Annotated in this window: 13 protein-coding genes; 4 read left to right on the forward strand and 9 right to left on the reverse strand. The window is 59.2% G+C overall.

The window, feature by feature from the left end; all coding sequences use genetic code 11:
* The first annotated feature begins 28 nt into the window (after window positions 1-28).
* On the forward strand, window positions 29-469 hold the full coding sequence (locus AC1M2H_RS18615) for a PTS sugar transporter subunit IIA (RefSeq protein WP_480148538.1): 441 nt from the start codon (window positions 29-31) through the stop codon (window positions 467-469).
* 50 nt (window positions 470-519) lie between these two features.
* Here AC1M2H_RS18615 and AC1M2H_RS18620 read toward each other — a convergent pair whose 3' ends face one another.
* The 9 genes from AC1M2H_RS18620 to lrp form a co-directional block, all read right to left on the reverse strand.
* Window positions 520-1671 carry an MFS transporter gene (locus AC1M2H_RS18620; protein ID WP_480148539.1) on the reverse strand — a complete coding sequence of 384 codons (1152 nt, stop codon included), beginning with the start codon at window positions 1669-1671 and terminating at the stop codon, window positions 520-522.
* A 273-nt stretch (window positions 1672-1944) separates the two neighbouring features.
* The gene (locus tag AC1M2H_RS18625) at window positions 1945-2808 is read right to left on the reverse strand and encodes a dimethyl sulfoxide reductase anchor subunit family protein (RefSeq protein ID WP_480148540.1); all 864 of its coding nucleotides are present in this window, start codon (window positions 2806-2808) and stop codon (window positions 1945-1947) included.
* Between the two features lies 1 nt (window position 2809).
* Window positions 2810-3427 (reverse strand): DMSO/selenate family reductase complex B subunit, encoded by a 618-nt coding sequence (locus AC1M2H_RS18630; RefSeq protein ID WP_480148541.1) that lies wholly within the window; start codon window positions 3425-3427, stop codon window positions 2810-2812.
* A gap of 10 nt (window positions 3428-3437) precedes the next feature.
* Complete coding sequence (dmsA, locus tag AC1M2H_RS18635) at window positions 3438-5876, reverse strand: dimethylsulfoxide reductase subunit A (protein WP_480148542.1); 2439 nt, start codon at window positions 5874-5876, stop codon at window positions 3438-3440.
* A gap of 201 nt (window positions 5877-6077) precedes the next feature.
* Window positions 6078-7370 (reverse strand): serine--tRNA ligase, encoded by a 1293-nt coding sequence (gene serS / locus AC1M2H_RS18640; protein ID WP_480148543.1) that lies wholly within the window; start codon window positions 7368-7370, stop codon window positions 6078-6080.
* 92 nt (window positions 7371-7462) lie between these two features.
* Window positions 7463-8806 (reverse strand): replication-associated recombination protein RarA, encoded by a 1344-nt coding sequence (gene rarA, locus AC1M2H_RS18645; protein ID WP_480148544.1) that lies wholly within the window; start codon window positions 8804-8806, stop codon window positions 7463-7465.
* Window positions 8807-8814: 8 nt separating this feature from the next.
* Window positions 8815-9426 (reverse strand): outer membrane lipoprotein periplasmic chaperone LolA, encoded by a 612-nt coding sequence (gene lolA / locus AC1M2H_RS18650; protein ID WP_480148545.1) that lies wholly within the window; start codon window positions 9424-9426, stop codon window positions 8815-8817.
* Between the two features lie 132 nt (window positions 9427-9558).
* Entirely contained in the window at window positions 9559-13623 is a 4065-nt protein-coding gene (gene ftsK / locus AC1M2H_RS18655; protein WP_480148546.1) for a DNA translocase FtsK, read from the reverse strand.
* Between the two features lie 135 nt (window positions 13624-13758).
* Window positions 13759-14253: a leucine-responsive transcriptional regulator Lrp gene (gene lrp, locus AC1M2H_RS18660; protein ID WP_000228469.1), complete on the reverse strand. Its 495-nt coding sequence runs from the start codon at window positions 14251-14253 to the stop codon at window positions 13759-13761.
* A gap of 531 nt (window positions 14254-14784) precedes the next feature.
* Here lrp and trxB point away from each other — a divergent pair.
* From trxB to cydC, 3 genes are all read left to right on the forward strand, one after another.
* Window positions 14785-15753: a thioredoxin-disulfide reductase gene (gene trxB / locus AC1M2H_RS18665; RefSeq protein ID WP_480148547.1), complete on the forward strand. Its 969-nt coding sequence runs from the start codon at window positions 14785-14787 to the stop codon at window positions 15751-15753.
* A 113-nt stretch (window positions 15754-15866) separates the two neighbouring features.
* Window positions 15867-17633, forward strand: a complete 1767-nt coding sequence (gene cydD, locus AC1M2H_RS18670) for a heme ABC transporter permease/ATP-binding protein CydD (protein WP_480148548.1) — start codon at window positions 15867-15869, stop codon at window positions 17631-17633.
* Entirely contained in the window at window positions 17634-19355 is a 1722-nt protein-coding gene (gene cydC, locus AC1M2H_RS18675) for a heme ABC transporter ATP-binding protein/permease CydC (RefSeq protein ID WP_480148549.1), read from the forward strand.
* Window positions 19356-19491 lie beyond the last annotated feature (136 nt).

Below are 19491 nucleotides of genomic sequence, written 5' to 3' on the forward strand. Positions count from 1 at the left end.
TGACCGGCTCGCTATTTGAGGATCCGACATGGATGAGAAATTATTTGCCGCCTGGCAGTACAGAGAGCGCGGTCTGGAGTGGCGCAGCGCGATTAGGCTGGCCTGCCGTCCGCTGGCGCAGCAGGGGAAAATCAGCGCCGGCTACGCGGATGCCATCATCAGCGCCACCGAGAAAAATGGCCCCTGGTACATACTCACTCCGGAATTTGCCCTCCCGCACGCCCGCCCGGATGAAGGGGTTCTGAGCCCGCATAGCGTTCTCTCGCTGGTTTGCTGCGCCGAAGCCGTGGCGTTTCCCGATCACCCCGATGTGCGGCTGATTATCGTTCTGGCCGCGGCCGATAGCGAACAGCATATACAGACTATTCAGCGCCTGGTCTGCTGGCTGGATGAGGAGGATCGGCTGCATCGGCTCACCGGGGTAGAGCATCAGAGCCAGCTTGATGCGCTCGTCGCTGGCGGCAAATAATAAAGGGGACAAAGTCCCCTTTATTATTGCGGTGAAGGCTCGAAGAACAACTACGCGTGCGCCACCGGCGTAGGGTGGTGCCCTGCTTTGCGCAGCAGCGTCAGCAGGTAGATGAACGACACGCTGGCGATCATAATAAACAGCAGGTTATCGGAGAAATTCTGCATCAGCATCGCGGTAAGCGTTGGCCCAAGCAGGCTGCCGATGGTGTAGCTCATCAATAGCGCCTGGTTCATCGCCACCAGCTGATGGCGCTCAACTTTTTCGCACGCCCACGCCATCGCCACCGGATACAGCGTAAAGCCCGAGGCGCCAAGAATAAACAGCGCCGGCGCCATCGCGGCCTGGCTGAGCATTGCCAGACAGCCGAGAATAACGATAAACACCTGAACGCGCAGCACCAGCAGACGCCCATAACGATCCGCCAGGCGGCCCACCGGCCACTGCCCGAGGATCCCGGCGCTCACCATTACCGCCATCCAGAAGCCAATCCCGGCGTCGCTCGCCCCTTGATGGTTCAGCCACAGCGGCATAAGTCCGTACAGCGAGCCGAGGACGATCCCGGAAATAATGCAGCCGTTAACGCCGTGGCGAGCCTGACGCAGCCTGAGCATCGGCCAGATACGGGCTGCGGTCTCATGCGGTTCATCCGTCTGATTGACCACGCGCGTAAACAGCAGCGGAAGGATCGCGGCCAGCGCCAGCCCGGTCACCCAGGGCAGAACGCTCATCAGATCCGTCGGCAGCTTGCTCACCATCAGCTGGCCCAGCACGGTACCGACATAGTAAACCATCATATACGCCGCCAGCAGGCGGCCGCGGCTGCGGGTAGTTCCGCTACACACCAGCGCGCTTTCCACCACCACCCAAATCATTGCGCAGCCTACGCCGGCGATAAAACGCCAGCTAAACCAGGTCCAGAAGCCAATGGTGACGCCAAGCCCAACGCAGCCAACGGCAAAAATCAGCGAGGCAAGATAGTAGCTACGGTTAAATCCCAGATGTTTAATGACCCATCCGGCCAGCAGGGTTCCGACCAGGTTACCGGTGAAATAGGATGAGCCGACCATCCCGACCTGCCAGGTAGGCATGTTTTCATGGGCGAGCCAAAGCGGGACGAGGGTGTTTAAAACCGCTATCGCCAGCGTCAACAAAAGCAGGCCGCAGAGCAACATTTGCACCGGCCGGGTGTAGATGGACATGGATATAAACCGTGAGGAAGTTCAGATTTCGTGCGCATCATGCCACTGCTGTAAACATTGTCAATCCACCTGAAATCAGGCAGGACGCGGTTTCCCGGGCAACGATTGAAGTTTTTTATCCATCGACCAGACGACAGAATTATTCTTTATATTATTCCATTGTTTTTATTAATTTATTGCAATTAACAGGCGGGAATATCAGTTGAAATATTTCATGAAGAGAGCGCATTTTTTATCGCGCCAGAACCGCCAGGTTCCGGCGCGAATAGCGGCTTAGCTGGCGATAGCCATGCCAACCGTCATATGCAGACCGTAGAACACCCCGCGGCCCACCATCTCACCCGCCAGCACCAGCACGAACGCCAGGCCCAGCAGCGGTACCGCCGGCTGATAACCTTTAAGCATCGGCGCAACCCAGCAGGCCAAAGCCAGCGCCAGGGCCGCGACGCGCCAGGCCATAAGCGAGCCGTAGTCCGGAACCAGCGCGGACGCCTGCTGGATGGAGTTATGGATAGTCGACAGCTCGCTGCCCTGCATCAGCGCCACCACGATGCTGGCCACCAGCGCCACCAGCGTGATGGCGGGCAGCAGGCGCATCGCCCAACCGTCCACGCCGGCCACGCGCAGCAGCAGATAGCCGAGCAGCGGTCCGCCGATAAACAGCGTCAGGAAGAAGCTCAGCGGCGTCCAGACGCTATACCAGGTCGGCACCGTATCAATGGTGTTGTATACCCGCACCATCATCCAGACGAAGATGACGCCCAATACCATCGTGACGATCAGCCACAGGCTACGCAGCCCGGCCGGCAGTTTCTTAACCGCCGCCAGCAGCCAGCCAATACCGCCGACGGCGAAGAAGAGAGCTCCGCTGGCGATTTCGTTACTCAGCGATGAGGCGCCGACGCGGTTGAGCGAATTGAAAGCCCGCATCGGCGAGCCCAGGTGCAGCGTCGAGGCGATAAAGCCAATCCCCATCAGCACCCAGAGGCCGAACATGCTTAGCACCACGCGCTGCTGCTGCTCACGCGACAGGCTGCCCTTCATTAGCGCCAGCGCGAGGACGATGAAGCCGCCCACCACGCACTGGCCAAAGACCGTGAAGATCATCAGCGGCCATTCATGCCATCCACTTCCCATCTCACACCTCCTTCGGGTTGGCCAGATAGCCGGTTGTATCGCCGCATGGGCGGCTGTTGGCGTTCGGTTTAATGACAATACTGGGTTGCGTAAAATGCGCCGACGGCAGCGGCGCAACGGCGGCCAGCTTGCCGTGCTTCTGCCGCAGCTCTTCGATTGGGCCAAAGTCCAGCGCCCGCAGCGGGCAGGACTCGACGCAGATCGGTTTTTTACCTACGGCGACGCGTTCGTGGCAGCCGTCGCACTTGGTCATATGCCCTTTCGCCGCGTTGTACTGCGGCGCGCCGTACGGACAGGCCATATGGCAATAGCGGCAGCCGATACAGACGTCTTCATCAACCACCACAAAGCCATCATCACGCTTATGCATCGCGCCGCTCGGACACACCTTGGTACAGGCCGGGTCCTCGCAGTGGTTACAGGCGATAGAGAGGTAGTAGGCAAACACGTTCTGCCGCCAGACGCCGTTATCCTCCTGCCAGTCGCCGCCCGCGTATTCATAAATGCGGCGGAAGCTGACGTCCGGTGTTAAGTTTTTATAGTCTTTACAAGCCAGTTCGCAGGTTTTACAACCGGTGCAACGGGCGGAATCGATAAAAAATCCATATTGAGTTGTCATCGGTTATTCCTTACAGCTTCTCAACCTGGACGAGGTTGGTGTGCGACGGATTTCCTTTCGCCAGAGGCGACGGACGTTGGGTGGTGAGCACGTTAATACTCCCCGCCTGATCCACGCGGCCGGCGTCCGGGTTATACCAGGCTCCCTCACCCAGGGCGACGACGCCGGGCATCATACGCGGCGTCACTTTGGCTTCGATATGCACTTCGCCGCGGGCGTTGAAAATACGAATCCGATCGCCGTTGCCGATACCGCGCGTCTTCGCATCCAGCGGGTTAATCCACATCTCCTGGCGACAGGCGGCCTTCAGCACGTCGACGTTGCCGTAGGTTGAGTGAACGCGGGATTTATAGTGGAAGCCGGTCAGCTGCAGCGGGAACTTCTCGATCAGCGGATCGTTATAGTTCTCAAAGCCCGGGGTATAAATCGGCAGCGGATCGATCACATCCCCTTCGGGCAATTCCCAGGTGGCCGCAATTGTTGCCAGCGCCTGCGAATAGATCTCGATTTTTCCCGATGGCGTGGTCAGCGGATTGGCCTGTGGATCGTCGCGGAACGCCTTATAGGCAACGTGGTGCCCTTCCGGGTCGCGCTGTTTATAAATCCCCTGCTTGCGGAAGGTGTCAAAGTCCGGAAGGTCGGGGATCGCTTTACGGGAAAGCTCGTGCAGATAGCGCATCCAGCCTTCCTGACTGCGGCCTTCGGTAAACTGCTGCTCCACGCCCATGCGTTTTGCCAGCGCCGTGGTCATGTCATAAATCGTTTTACATTCAAAGCGCGGCTTAATCGCCCGATCGGTGAAGATAACGTACGACATGTTGCCGCAGGAGGCATCCAGCGCGAAGTCCATCTGCTCGGAGGCGGTGCAGTCCGGCAGCAGGATATCGGCATATTTTGCCGACGAGGTCATATGGCAATCGATCACCACAATCATCTCGCACTTCTTCTCGTCCTGCAGAATTTCGTGGGTGCGGTTGATATCCGAGTGCTGGTTGATCAGGCAGTTGCCCGCATAGTTCCAGATCATCTTGATCGGCACATCGAGCTTATCTTTGCCGCGAACTCCGTCGCGCAGAGCCGTCATCTCCGGACCGCGTTCGATCGCGTCGGTCCACATAAACATGGAGATGCTGGTCTCAACCGGGTTATCCAGCGTCGGCATACGCTCAAACGGCAGATCGTATGATCCCTCGCGCGCGCCGCTGTTGCCGCCGTTAATGCCGACGTTGCCGGTCAGAATAGACAGCATTGAGATCGCCCGGGTGGCAATTTCACCGTTAGCGTGACGCTGCGGCCCCCAGCCCTGGCTGATATAAGCGGGCTTCGCGCCGGCAATTTCGCGGGCCAGCTTCACAATGCGATCGACCGGAATGCCGGTAATGGTTGACGCCCATGTCGGCGTTTTGGCGATACCGTCGCTGCCCTGGCCCAGGATCCAGGCCTTATAGTGGCCGTTTGCCGGCGCGTCGGCAGGGAGCGTTTTTTCATCGTAGCCAACGCAATATTTATCGAGGAACGGGGTATCGACCAGGTTTTCCGTAATCATCACCCACGCCAGCGCCGAGACCAGCGCCGCGTCGGTACCCGGGCGGATCGGGATCCACTCGTCTTCGTGACCGGCGCCGGTATCGGTATAGCGCGGATCGATGATAATCATCCGCGCATTGGATTTTTGTCGCGCCTGCTCCAGATAGTAGGTCACCCCGCCACCGCTCATTCGCGTTTCGCCCGGGTTATTACCAAACAGCACTACCAGCTGGCTGTTTTCAATATCCGACGGGCTGTTGCCGTCGGCCCAACCGCCGTAGGTGTAATTCAGCCCTGCGGCGATCTGCGCGGAGGAGTAGTCGCCATAGTGATTAAGGTAGCCGCCGCAGCAGTTCATCAGGCGGGCAATGAGCGTTTTTCCCGGCGGCCAGGAGCGGGTCATGGTCCCGCCCAGGGTTCCGGTCCCGTAGTTCAGGTAGATAGATTCGTTGCCATAGTCTTTGATCAGGCGCTGCATATTGCCGGCAATGGTATCGAACGCCTCTTCCCAGCTGATGCGTTCAAATTTTCCTTCACCGCGTTTACCCACGCGCTTCATCGGGTACTTCAGGCGATCGGGATTGTAGACGCGACGACGCATCGAACGCCCGCGCAGGCAGGCGCGCACCTGGTGCAGACCTTCGTAGCTATCGTCACCGGTATTATCTGTTTCAACGTATTTAATTTCGCCATCAACAACGTGCATGCGCAGCGGGCAGCGGCTACCGCAGTTAACGGTACAGGCGCTCCAGGTTACCGTTTCGCTTACCGGCGACAGGGCGTCGGCGGCATGGACAATGCGCGTGAAGGGTAAAGTAAATGCGTTACTGGCCACTGCCAGACCGCCAATCGCCGTGGTTTTCATTAAACCACGCCGGCTTACCTCGGCAGCCAGTAAAGCATCGGGGGCTTTAATTTTCATGGACACTCGCTTTGGTTGCTCACAATTTACCAATAAGCGTTATATAGTTATATATATAACGTAATTATCTTTTATTAGTTTTTTATGCTGCTTTAACTCAAAGGGAGTATGGAAGGGTTAAACAGACGGGTTATTGCCCGGCATCAAGAAGAAGATGAAAAAAAAGCGCCCGAAGGCGCTTTTGAGATGGAGATCGAAAAATCAGCCGATGAACTCAAGGCCGCGCATGTAGGGGCGCAGAATTTCCGGGATTTCGATACGGCCGTCAGCCTGCTGATAGTTTTCCATCAGCGCAACCAGGGTACGACCCACCGCCAGGCCGGAGCCGTTCAGCGTATGGACCAGGCGCGTTTTCTTATCGGACTTGCTGCGGCAGCGCGCCTGCATGCGGCGCGCCTGGAAGTCCCAGACGTTCGAGCAGGAGGAAATTTCGCGGTAGGTATTCTGCGCCGGCACCCACACTTCCAGATCGTAGGTTTTGCATGCGCTGAAGCCCATATCGCCGGTGCAGAGCGCCACCTTACGATACGGCAGGCCCAGCAGCTGCAGAACTTTTTCCGCGTGGCCGGTCATCTCTTCCAGCGCCGCCATAGAGTCTTCCGGACGGACGATCTGCACCATTTCAACTTTGTCGAACTGGTGCATACGGATCAGGCCGCGGGTATCGCGACCGTAGGATCCCGCTTCAGAGCGGAAGCACGGCGTGTGCGCGGTCATTTTGATCGGCAGATCGTCTTCATCGATGATCTCATCGCGCACCAGGTTGGTCAGCGGAACTTCGGCGGTCGGGATCAGCGCGTAGTTGCTGCTGTCCGCCTCTTCTTCCAGCGGACGCGTATGGAACAGGTCGCCGGCGAACTTCGGCAGCTGGCCGGTGCCGTACAGCGTATCCTGGTTTACCAGATACGGAACATAGTTTTCACTATAGCCGTGCTGTTCGGTATGCAGGTCCAGCATAAACTGCGACAGCGCGCGGTGCAGGCGAGCCAGCTGGCCCTTCATCACCACGAAGCGCGAGCCGGTCAGCTTGACCGCCGCGGCGAAGTCCAGCCCGCCGTGCATTTCGCCCAGAGTCACGTGATCGCGCACGGCAAAATCGAACTCGCGCGGGGTTCCCCAGCGGCTCACTTCGATGTTGTCGTTTTCGCTTTTACCCAGCGGAACGTCATCATGCGGGACGTTCGGAATGGTCAGCGCGATGTCGCGGATCTCGGCCAGCAGCGCGTCCAGATCGGATTTCGCCGCATCCAGCTGTTCGCCAAGCTTGTTCACTTCCAGGCGTAACGGCTCGATATCTTCCCCACGCGCTTTCGCCCGGCCAATGGATTTCGATCGGGAGTTGCGCTCCGCCTGCAGATTTTCAGTTTCAACCTGCAGAACTTTACGACGCTCTTCCAGAGCGCGCAGTTTATCTACATCCAGCTTAAAGCCCCGACGTGCCAGTTTTTCAGCGACTGCGTCTGGCTCGGTACGCAGCAGATTGGGATCGAGCATGCTTATCCTGTGCTTATCGAATTAATAAAATGAAAAGTGGCCGCAGACTACGACCACCGGAATATCGTGATAACCTTACCGCAACGCCTCTGTTAGCGGTAGCGTTTTGTGGGGCTATTTTGATCCTGTTCGCTAAGCCAGGCGAGCTTTTCGCCAATTTTCCCCTCAAGCCCTCGGTTTGTTGGCCGATAATAGCGCGTTTGCGCCATTTCCTGCGGGAAGTACTCCTCGCCGGCGGCATAGGCGTTGGGCTCATCGTGGGCGTAGCGATACTGCTGGCCATAGCCCATCTCTTTCATCAGCTTCGTCGGCGCATTGCGCAGATGGACCGGCACGTCGTAGTCCGGGCGTTCGCGGGCGTCGGCCATCGCCGCTTTGAAGGCGGTGTAAACGGCGTTGCTCTTCGGCGCGCAGGCCAGATAAACAATGGCCTGAGCAATCGCCCGTTCGCCCTCCGCCGGGCCGACGCGGGTAAAGCAGTCCCAGGCGGAGATAGCGACCTGCATGGCCCGAGGGTCGGCGTTACCGACGTCTTCCGAGGCGATCGCCAGACAGCGGCGGGCAACGTACAGCGGATCGCCGCCGGCGCTGATGATCCGCGCATACCAGTACAGCGCGGCGTCCGGCGCGCTGCCGCGCACGGACTTGTGCAGCGCCGAAATTAAATCGTAAAAACGGTCGCCCTTGTTATCAAAACGCGCGCTGCGCTCCCCGGCGATTTCGGTCAACAGACTGGCCTGCAGCACCCGCTGACCGGCGGCGTCGGTTTCGGCCATATCGGCCATCATCTCCAGCGTATTCAGCGCGCGGCGCGCGTCGCCGTTTACCAGCTCGGCTATCGCCCGACGCGTCTCGTCAGGCAGCACAATATCCTGCCCGCCGTAGCCGCGGCCGGTATCGTTCATCGCCTGCGTTAATACCTGCTCTATATCTTCCGTGGTCAGCGATTTCAGCAGATAGACGCGGGCTCTGGATAACAGCGCAGAGTTGAGTTCAAAAGAGGGGTTTTCCGTGGTCGCGCCGATAAAGGTGATGGTGCCATCTTCGATATGCGGCAGGAAAGCGTCCTGCTGGCTTTTATTGAAGCGGTGGACTTCGTCGACAAACAGGATTGTGCGCCGACCGGCATTACGATTCTGCCGGGCGCGTTCGATGGCCTCGCGGATCTCCTTCACGCCGGAGGTCACGGCCGAAATCCGCTCGACATCGGCGCTGGCATAGCGGGCAATCACTTCCGCTAAGGTGGTTTTTCCGGTGCCCGGCGGGCCCCACAGAATCATCGAATGAAGATGCCCGGCCTCAATTGCCCGCGGCAAAGGTTTACCCGGTGCCAGCAGGTGCTGCTGGCCGATGTACTGCGCTAAATTTTCTGGCCGCATACGGGCGGCCAGAGGTTGAAACGCATTGTCGGAAAAATCGAGCGACAGATTGCCCACATTCGCCTCTATTTACGTTGATCGTCCACCGTAACCCCTTGCGGCGGCGTAAAGGTAAACTTAGATGCATCGACCGCACCGTTTTGCTGAGACTTCAGCTGGTAGCTGCTGCGCTGGTCGTCCTGCTCTACCGCGCTGAACTGATGAATGGTGCCGTCACGCCCAACATTAATGGTGAACTGCTTCAGGTTACCGCCGCCGCTTTTCGGCGTCAGGACAAAATCATCGCCGTTTTGCTTAATATTATACTGCTGCCAGTCGTTAGACTGGTTACGCGCAATCAGCATAAACGGCGTGTTGCTGGTGGCGTCTTTCAGCCAGGTGACGGTCGCCTGCTCAACGAACGGGTTATAGAACCACAGCGTTTTACCGTCAGAGACCAGAATACTTTCATCCGGCTGGGTCATGTGCCAGTTGAACAGATTCGGCCGCTTCACCCACAGGTCGCCCTGTCCGTCCTGTACCGCATTGCCGCTGCCATCGGTCACTTTCTGCGTAAAGCTGGCGTGGAAGCTGCTCACCTTATCCAGACGGCTTTTCAAATCGCCGGCGGCATCTGCCCACACCTGACTGACAACAAATCCAGACAGTAATGCACAGGTGATTGCGAGTTTTTTCATTGTTATTCCTTAATGTCCGTCAATGTGCGTCGCTCCCGGCCCGGGAGCCTCTTCTGCCCCTAATGTAGGACCGCCTGGCGCGGCGGGACAGAAGAATAGGCTGATTTTGCTCTTATTTACCCAACTTTGCACTCACTCGAAGGGCGGCGGCGCCAGCACTTCGCGGTTGCCGTTGTGGCCCTGCTCGCTGACGATGCCCTGCGCTTCCATCTGTTCGATGATGCGCGCGGCGCGGTTATAGCCGATACGGAACTGACGCTGAACGCCGGAGATAGAGGCTTTGCGCTTCTCGGTAACGAAACTGACCGCCTGGTCGAACAGCGGATCCAGCTCTTCCCCGCCGTCAAATCCACCGCCGCCGCCTTCGCTTTCGCTATCCGAAGTGATGCCGTCGATATACTGCGGACGCCCGCGCGCCTTCCAGTCCTGAACGACCGCATGGACCTCCTGGTCGCGGACAAATGCTCCGTGCACGCGCACAGGAATAGTCGAGTTCGGCCCGGAGTAGAGCATATCCCCCATTCCCAGCAGCGATTCGGCGCCGCTCTGGTCGAGAATGGTGCGCGAGTCAATTTTGCTCGACACGGTGAACGCGATACGCGTCGGGATGTTGGCCTTAATCAGGCCGGTGATCACGTCAACCGACGGACGCTGGGTCGCCAGCACGAGGTGAATACCCGCCGCACGCGCCTTCTGCGCCAGGCGAGCAATCAGCTCTTCGACTTTCTTACCCACGGTCATCATCAGGTCGGCGAACTCATCCACCAGCACCACGATGTAAGGCAGTTTTTCCAGCACCGGATGAACCGCATCCATGCTGTCGCCCGGCTTCCAGTACGGATCCGGAATTGGCCGCCCCATGCGCGCCGCCTCGGCAATCTTCTCGTTGTAGCCCGCCAGGTTACGCACGCCCAAAGCGGACATCAGCTTATAGCGGCGCTCCATCTCGTTCACGCTCCAGCGCAGAGCGTTAGCCGCGTCTTTCATATCGGTGACCACTTCGGTCAGCAGATGCGGGATCCCTTCATAGACCGACAGTTCGAGCATTTTCGGGTCGATCATAATGAAGCGCACATCTTCCGGCTGCGCCTTGTAGAGCATGCTGAGGATCATGGCGTTGACGCCGACCGATTTACCGGAGCCGGTGGTACCGGCAACCAGCAGGTGCGGCATTTTAGCCAGATCGGCAACCACCGGATCGCCGGCGATATCCTTGCCCAGCACCACGGTCAGCGGCGACGGGTTATCGCGGAACTTGGTGTTATCCAGCACTTCACGCAGGTAGACGGTCTGGCGCTTCTTATTCGGCAGCTCCAGGCCGACGTACGGTTTGCCCGGAATGACCTCCACGACGCGCACGGCAACCGTGGATAGCGAACGGGCCAGGTCGCGCGCCAGGTTAGAAATACGCGCGGCCTTTACGCCCGGCGCCAGATTCAGCTCAAAGCGGGTGATAACCGGGCCAGGCGAGTAGTTCACCACATCCGCTTTAATGCGGAAATCGGCGAGGCGGGCTTCCACCAGGCGCGCCATTTGCTCCAGCGCGAAGGTATCAACCGGCTCGACCTCGCTCGGCGGCGGGGTCAGCAGATCCAGAGACGGCAGCGGCGTCGTCGGCCGCGGCACCGGCTGGCTGTTGCCGTTGCGCATCAGGAGCGGGTGAATCAGGCTCTCCTGCGGCTGCGGCGCCGGCTGCTGGGCCGACGGTTGCATATGCACTTGAGGGGCCTGCGGCGGCTGATAGCCCTGCGCTGGCGCAGACTGAACCGGCTGCTGCTGGTACGCAGGCTGTGGCGGCTGATAGTGCGGCGTCGGCTGCTGCTGTGCGGGCTGCTGATGCGGTACCGACGGCTGAGCTTCAGGCATCGGCGTAAACAGCGGCTCGCTCGGGCCGTCGTCTACCAGCGCTTTCATCGGCGAGAAGTCATAATCAGCCGGCGAGAACGGATTCGCGCCACGCGGCTGCTCGCTGCTGTAGCGCTGCTGCTGGGAGGCGGCAAACTGGCGAGCCAGCTCGGCTTCGGCGGCCGAATCGTCATCATCGGCTTCGTCAGCCTGGTAGACCTCACCGTAGCGCTGCTGCTGGGTTGCGGCAAACTGACGCGCCAGCTCCCCCTGCTCCAGTTCGCTAACTTCTTCATCGGTGAGCGGTTCATCGTCATAATTTTGATCAAGCTCCGCCTGACGAGCTCGCTCTTCCGCGATGCGCTGAGAGGGCAGCTTGATACCGTACGATGCCAGCTCGCGGCGCGTCGGGACGCGGACGCGATTAGGACGCGGCAGCTTCGGACCAATGCCCTCTTTGACCTGCACGCGCGGCCCGCCCGCTGCCGGACTGAACAGCGGCTCGGCGGATGACGCTGCGGAGGCCACCGCAGCGGCGGCTGCACCAGCGCCCGTGGCCTGGTGTACGCCGGCGACCAGGGTGGTTACCGCGGCGGCATCAACGGGCGACGATGGCGGCGGCGAAGAGATCGGTTTAGTCGCAATCGGGCTGGCAGGCTCCGGAATCGGCTGATACCAGGCGGCAAGCTGTTCGCGTTCACGCGCGCGCTTCTCTTCGACTTCTTCGAAGTAGTACATCGGCGGACGCTGCGGCTTGAGCTCTTCCTGCGGAGCTTCGGGCTCGACGGCGGGCGCAGTTGCGTACGGCTCAGGCTGATAAGCAGGCTGCTGTACCGGCGCCTGTTCAGGCTGATACGCCTGCTGCGGCTGATACTGTGGCTCAGGCTGATAGTAAGGCTGCTGCACCGGCGCCTGCTCAGGCTGATATGCCTGCTGCGGCTGATACTGTGGCTCAGGCTGATAGTAAGGCTGCTGCACCGGCGCCTGCTCAGGCTGATATGACTGCTGCGGCTGATACTGTGGCTCAGGCTGATAGTGAGACTGCTGCACCGGCGCCTGCTCAGGCTGATATGCCTGCTGCGGCTGATACTGCGGCTCAGGCTGATAGTGAGGCTGCTGCACCTGCACCTGCTCAGGCTGATATGCCTGCTGCGGCTGATACTGTGGCTCAGGCTGATACGCCTGATGCGGTGGATATGTTGGCTCAGGGCGATAGTGAGGCTGCTGCACCGGCGTCTGCTCAGTCTGGTACGCCTGCGCCTCCGGCTGCCAGCCGGCCTGCGGAGCCTGGCCGACTACCGGCTCAGCCCACGCCTGCGGCGCCGCGGTGGCTGCCGCAGCCGCGCTGACCGGATCGGCAATACTATGGCCGTTCAGCAGCGGATCGTAGGGGTCAAAGTCCCCCGGGCGCGTGGCGCTGGCGCCGGAGAACAGGACGTCGTCCGCATCGGCCGGACGCGCGGCGCTGGCGCCAGAAAACAGCACATCGTCTGCCGCAACCGGCGCGCCGTTGGCGCTGAACTGAACGTCCTCCTCGGCATCATCCATGCGCTTACCGGAGAACAGCGCGGCGTCGGTCTTGCGCCCCATCGGGTTGGAAAACTTCTCAGCCAGACGCTGGCGACGCGCTAAGGCGCTGCGTAGAATTCGCGCGCGACGCGAGCCCTGCGGCTTCATCGCCTCGTCGTCTTCGTCATCTTCATAGTCGTCCTCATCAACCCAGGTATCGTCCCGACGGGTGCGGTTACTGGCGAAGGTGAGGACCGAAAGGATCGCGCCGCCGAGCTTTTCGGCAATGCTGACCCACGACCAGCCGGTAAACAGGGTTAAACCCGCCGCCCAGATGCAGAGCAGCGCGATAGTTCCACCGCTGCTGTGCAGCAGCGGCTGCAGAGTGGTGCTCAGCAGGCTGCCAATGACCCCGCCGGAGGCGAAATACCAGATATCATCGGCGTTGATAGCGGCAAGGCCGCAGGAGGTCAAGATCAGCGCCAGCGCGCCAATTAAGCGCAGCGAAACGGCGAAATAGTCGATGTACTCGTCGTTAGTTTGGTTGCGCCAGGCAAACCAGCAGCCGCCGATGATAATCACGGGAATGGTATAAGCCATTACGCCAAAAATGAAAAATAGCGTATCGGCAAGCCAGGCTCCCGGCGTGCCGCCGATGTTGTGGATAGGCTCGTGCCAGGCCGTTTGCGACCAGCTTGGATCCGAGGGATTAAAGCTGAGTAAGGCCGCCATCAGCCAGATGGCAAAAAGGGTGCAAAGGATAAGTAACGCCTCAAGGAGTCGGCGCCCGCTGCTTAGCTTCGTCAGTTTGACTTCTTTGTCTTCGGTGTATTCCTGGCTCAAAAAAGGCTCTCCAGGTATCAGGCTGTTTCCTGCCTGCTGCTAAAACGGACAACAGTGCCGGGTCTCCCCGGCACTGTTGCTGTATGGATTAACAGGAGTGTAATCAAACTACGTCGATTTTGCACCTGTTCCGTGTTAGCGCGTCTTAATTACCAGACGATTACTCTGCTTGACCTCTTCCATGACCACGTAGGTACGGGTGTCGTTTACGCCCGGCAGGCGCAGCAGGGTTTCGCCCAGTAGTTTACGATACGCTGACATGTCCGGTACGCGGGTTTTCAACAGGTAGTCGAAATCGCCGGATACCAGATGACACTCTTGAATTTCTTCAAGTTTTTGCACAGCGGCGTTAAATTGCTCAAACACATCAGGCGCGCCACGATTCAGAGTAATCTCAACAAATACCAGAAGTGATGCATCCAGATAATGCGGGTTAAGCAGCGCCGTATAGCCCTGAATAAAACCCTGTCTTTCCAGTCGACGCACGCGCTCAAGGCAAGGCGTCGGAGAAAGTCCCACCCGTTTAGAAAGTTCGACGTTAGAAATACGTCCATCTTTTTGTAACTCGTTCAGAATGTTACGATCGATGCGGTCGAGATCTTTGCCAGGGCGCTTCTTGCTATCTACCATTATTATTGTCTCTCTGTATTCCTTCCCTACTCCTGTTCTGACTCTGAGCCTTCACTGCCAGAGCCCATCCTGTTCTTACCCGTACGACTTGAGTAACCCAGGGGTACGTGAGAAGCCCGTTGCCTGACGGCAGCCACCGATATCACGCATGGCGTCTGTCCACACCATGCGTAGATTTCGCTAACCCGGATAAAAATGGCATTTGCATGCATGAAAATTCGCCACACGCAAAACGCTGCTTTTTTTCTTCCATGAATGTTTTCGCAAAAGCACAGGGGATTGTCAAAGCAAAACATCGATTTTTAGTACAAGATGCCAGATATTCATTATCCACCCCCGTTGATTCTCATGTTTTCCTCTTATAATTGTGCTGCTGACAGTAGAATTAGTTATATTCTTCGTTCGTTAAATCGCCAGCTCATCGGCGGCTGCTATTGCACATATCGTTAACAAAATCGCTATGCTCTTTTTTTACGCCAACAAATTCCCTACAATCCAGCCCAATGTATGCCAATAAATTATGGGGTTCTCATGGGCACGGCCAAACACAGTAAGCTGCTAATTCTTGGTTCTGGACCTGCGGGATACACCGCTGCGGTCTATGCCGCACGTGCAAACCTGCATCCGGTGCTGATTACCGGGATGGAAAAAGGGGGTCAGTTGACCACCACCACGGAAGTGGAAAACTGGCCAGGGGATCCGAACGATCTGACCGGACCGCTGCTGATGGAACGTATGCACGAGCATGCGGCCAAGTTCGAAACCGAAATTCTTTTCGATCATATCAACAGCGTCGACCTGCAGAACCGCCCGTTCCGCCTGATCGGTGATAGCGGCGAATACACCTGTGACGCGCTGATTATCGCTACCGGCGCTTCCGCTCGCTATCTCGGCCTGCCGTCTGAGGAAGCCTTTAAGGGCCGCGGCGTTTCCGCCTGCGCGACCTGCGACGGATTCTTCTACCGTAACCAGAAAGTCGCGGTTATCGGCGGCGGCAATACCGCGGTTGAAGAAGCGCTGTATCTTTCTAACATCGCGGCTGAAGTCCACCTGATCCACCGTCGTGACTCCTTCCGCGCGGAAAAAATTCTCATCAAACGCCTGATGGACAAAGTGGAAAGCGGCAACATCGTGCTGCATACCCACCGTACTCTGGAAGAAGTGACCGGCGACCAGATGGGCGTCAGCGGCCTGCGCCTGCGTGATACGCAGAATGCCGACAATGTCGAGTCGCTGGAAGTCGCAGGCCTGTTTGTCGCTATCGGCCACATCCCGAACACGGCGATTTTTGCAGGTCAGCTGGAGCTGGAAAACGGCTATATCAAAGTTCAGTCCGGCATTCACGGCAACGCGACCCAGACCAGCGTTGCTGGCGTCTTCGCCGCCGGCGACGTGATGGACCATATCTACCGTCAGGCCATTACCTCTGCCGGCACCGGCTGTATGGCCGCGCTGGACGCCGAACGCTATCTCGACGGTCTGGCTGACGCTTGCAAATAATCTTTACAAGTCAGTAACAAAGGTAAAGAAGGCGACGAAAAGTCGCCTTTATTTTTTCCGCGTTGTAACATTGCCGTGCCCAAAAACTTATAACTCCACCTGCTAAGTGCGCAATGAATAAAACCCGTCAACAAGAGTTAACCCGCTGGTTAAAAGAACAGAGCATTCTCTCCCGTCGCTGGTTGATGATTTCCCGCGCGCTGGGCGTCGTCAGCGGCCTGCTGATCGTCGCTCAGGCCTGGCTGCTGGCGCGGATCCTGCACCGCATGATAATGGAAAATATTCCGGCTACGGCGCTGGTGCTGCCGTTTACCGTGCTGGTGCTGGTTTTCGTCCTTCGCGCGTGGGTGGTATGGCTGCGCGAGCGGGTGGGATTTTATGCCGGGCAGCATATCCGCTATGAGATCCGCCGCCAGGTGCTCGACCGTCTGCAGGAGGCCGGCCCGGCGTGGATCCAGGGCAAGCCTGCGGGCAGCTGGGCGACGCTTATCCTCGAGCAAATCGACGATATGCACGATTACTATGCGCGCTACCTACCGCAGATGACCCTGGCCACGTGCGTACCGCTGCTCATCGTTATCACTATTTTCCCGATTAACTGGGCGGCAGCGCTGATTCTTCTCGGCACCGCGCCGCTGATCCCTCTGTTTATGGCGCTGGTCGGCATGGGTGCCGCGGATGCAAACCGCCGCAACTTCCAGGCGCTGGCGCGGCTGAGCGGCCACTTCCTTGACCGCCTGCGCGGTATGGAAACGCTGCGAATCTTCGATCGCGGCGCCGCGGAAACCGACAATATCCGCGAGGCTTCGCAGGATTTCCGCCAGCGCACGATGGACGTTCTGCGTCTCGCCTTTCTCTCCTCCGGGGTACTGGAATTTTTCACTTCCCTCTCCATCGCGCTGGTGGCGGTCTATTTCGGTTTCTCCTACCTGGGCGAACTTAACTTTGGCCATTACGGCGCGGGCGTCACCCTGATGGCCGGCTTTTTGGCCCTGATCCTCGCGCCGGAGTTTTTCCAGCCCCTGCGCGATCTCGGCACCTTTTACCATGCTAAGGCGCAGGCCATCGGCGCGGCGGATAGCCTGAAGGCCTTTATGGAAACGCCGCTGGCGCAGGCCGAGCGCGGCGAGAAGGTGCTTAGCGACAGCGAACTGGTGAGCCTCGAAGCGCGCGATCTGCGCATCAAATCGCCGGAAGGTAAAGTGCTGGCGGGACCGCTGAACTTCTCCCTGCCGGCCGGTAAACGGGTGGTGCTGGTCGGACAAAGCGGCTCCGGCAAAAGCTCGCTGCTGAATACGCTGGCGGGCTTTCTGCCCTATGAAGGTTCGCTGATGGTCAACGGCGTTGAGCTGCGCGATCTTGATAGCCAGCGCTGGCTTCGGATGCTGAGCTGGGTCGGGCAAAACCCGCAGCTGCCTGCGGCCACGCTGCGGGAAAACGTGCTTCTGGCGTGGCCTGAAGCGACCGAGGCGCAGCTTCAGCTGGCGCTGGACAAGGCCTGGGTAAGCGAATTTATCTCGCAGCTGCCGCAGGGCATTAATACGCCCGTTGGCGATCAGGCGGCCCGCATCTCGGTTGGCCAGGCGCAGCGTATCGCCGTCGCCCGCGCGCTGCTGGTTCCCTGCCGCCTGCTGCTGCTCGATGAGCCCGCCGCCAGCCTTGACGCCCACAGCGAACAGCGGGTGATGCAGGCCCTGTCAAACGCCTCTTCGCAGCAAACCACGCTGATGGTCACTCACCAGCTCGAAGGTATAGCCGGCTGGGACGCTATCTGGGTGATGCAAAACGGACAGATCGTCGAGCAGGGCCAATACTCGCAGCTTGCCGCCGCTGAAGGGCCCTTCGCGACCCTGCTGGCCCATCGTCAGGAGGAGATTTAAATGCGCGCATTATTACCTTATCTGGCGCTGTACAAGCGGCACCTGTGGCTGCTGATGCTCGGCGTGGTGTTGGCGATCATCACCCTGCTGGCCAGCATCGGGCTGCTAACGCTGTCAGGCTGGTTCCTGTCGGCCTCGGCCGTTGTCGGCGTTGCCGGTATCTACAGCTTTAACTACATGCTGCCCGCCGCCGGCGTGCGCGGCGCGGCGATTATTCGTACCGCCGGGCGCTACTTTGAACGGCTGGTGAGCCACGATGCGACTTTTCGCGTCCTGCAGCATCTGCGCGTTTTCACGTTCAGCAAGCTGCTGCCGCTCTCCCCTGCCGGGCTGGCGCGCTTTCGTCAGGGCGAGCTGCTTAACCGCATCGTTGCCGACGTCGATACCCTGGATCACCTCTATCTGCGGGTTATTTCGCCGCTGGTAGGAGCGCTGGTGGTTATTCTGGTGGTCACCGTCGGCTTAAGCATTCTGGACGTCACGCTGGCCCTGACGCTGGGCGGTATTATGCTGCTGACCGTGCTGATACTGCCGCCGCTGTTTTACCGGGCCGGTAAACCTGCCGGCGAGGCCATAACCCAAATGCGCGGCCAGTACCGCCAGCAGCTCACCGCCTGGCTGCAGGGACAGGCGGAGCTGATGCTGTTTAACGCCAGCGATCGCTACCGCGAGCAGCTGGAGAAAACGGAACAGCGCTGGCAGGAGGCCCAGCGCCGTCAGGCCGAACTTACGGCGCTTTCCCAGGCGCTGATGCTGCTGATTGGCGGTGTCGCGGTGATTGCAATGCTGTGGCTGACCTCCGCCGACGTGGGCGGTAACAGCCAGCCTGGCGCGCTGATCGCGCTCTTCGTTTTCTGCGCCCTGGCGGCGTTTGAGGCGCTGGCGCCGGTCACCGGCGCGTTCCAGCACCTCGGACAGGTCATTGCCTCCGCGCGGCGGATTACGCAAATCACCGAGCAGCCACCGGAAGTCACTTTTGCGCAAAACGCGGAGCAGACCTTCTCACGCGTGGCGCTGACGCTGAATCAGGTCACCTTTAGCTATCCGCAGCAGCCCACCGCGGCGCTGGAGAATCTCTCGTTACAGGTTGCCGCCGGCGAGCATATCGCCATTCTCGGACGTACCGGCTGCGGAAAATCGACCCTGCTGCAGCTGCTTACCCGCGCCTGGGATCCGGCCCGGGGAGAGATTTTGCTCAACGACTGGCCGCTTACGCAGCTCAACGAGACGACCCTGCGCCGCGCAATGAGCGTGGTTCCTCAGCGCGTGCACCTGTTTAGCGCTACCCTGCGCGACAACCTGCTGCTGGCGGCGCCGCAGGCGAGCGACGCGCATCTGGCAAACGTCCTCGAGCGGGTTGGCCTGGGCAAACTACTCGACGGCGGCGGCCTCAACGGCTGGCTCGGAGAAGGCGGCCGCCAGCTTTCCGGCGGCGAGCTGCGCCGGCTGGCGATTGCCCGCGCCCTGCTTCACGACGCGCCGCTGATGCTGCTTGATGAGCCGACCGAAGGCCTGGACGCCACAACGGAAAGTCAAATCCTTGATTTACTTGCCGAAGTAATGAAAGAAAAAACCGTGCTGATGGTCACCCACCGCCTGCGCGGGCTGGCGCGTTTTAATCAGATAATTATCATGGACAACGGCAAGATTATTGAGCAAGGTAGTCACGCAGAACTGCTGGCTCAACAGGGGCGTTACTACCAGTTTAAGCAGCGCCTGTAGGTCAATCGTTATCGGGCCATCGCCGCAGGGCACCCCGAATGATTTTGTGTATATACTCTATGAGTTTCAGGCAAGCGCGCTATGCGAGCCCCTGGCCGCCGGCCACGGCGCAGATTGCATGCTGACGCCTGAAAGA

The sequence above is a fragment of the Klebsiella sp. F11 genome, assembly GCF_056712265.1.

Bases quoted from the DNA above. Each gene is read 5' to 3' on its own strand.
- lrp (WP_000228469.1), bottom strand. From the start codon at position 14,253: ATGGTAGATAGCAAGAAGCGCCCTGGCAAAGATCTCGACCGCATCGAT.
- AC1M2H_RS18615 (WP_480148538.1), top strand. From the start codon at position 29: ATGGATGAGAAATTATTTGCCGCCTGGCAGTACAGAGAGCGCGGTCTG.
- AC1M2H_RS18625 (WP_480148540.1), bottom strand. From the start codon at position 2,808: ATGGGAAGTGGATGGCATGAATGGCCGCTGATGATCTTCACGGTCTTT.
- cydC (WP_480148549.1), top strand. From the start codon at position 17,634: ATGCGCGCATTATTACCTTATCTGGCGCTGTACAAGCGGCACCTGTGG.
- serS (WP_480148543.1), bottom strand. From the start codon at position 7,370: ATGCTCGATCCCAATCTGCTGCGTACCGAGCCAGACGCAGTCGCTGAA.
- AC1M2H_RS18620 (WP_480148539.1), bottom strand. From the start codon at position 1,671: ATGTCCATCTACACCCGGCCGGTGCAAATGTTGCTCTGCGGCCTGCTT.
- trxB (WP_480148547.1), top strand. From the start codon at position 14,785: ATGGGCACGGCCAAACACAGTAAGCTGCTAATTCTTGGTTCTGGACCT.
- dmsA (WP_480148542.1), bottom strand. From the start codon at position 5,876: ATGAAAATTAAAGCCCCCGATGCTTTACTGGCTGCCGAGGTAAGCCGG.
- cydD (WP_480148548.1), top strand. From the start codon at position 15,867: ATGAATAAAACCCGTCAACAAGAGTTAACCCGCTGGTTAAAAGAACAG.
- AC1M2H_RS18630 (WP_480148541.1), bottom strand. From the start codon at position 3,427: ATGACAACTCAATATGGATTTTTTATCGATTCCGCCCGTTGCACCGGT.
- lolA (WP_480148545.1), bottom strand. From the start codon at position 9,426: ATGAAAAAACTCGCAATCACCTGTGCATTACTGTCTGGATTTGTTGTC.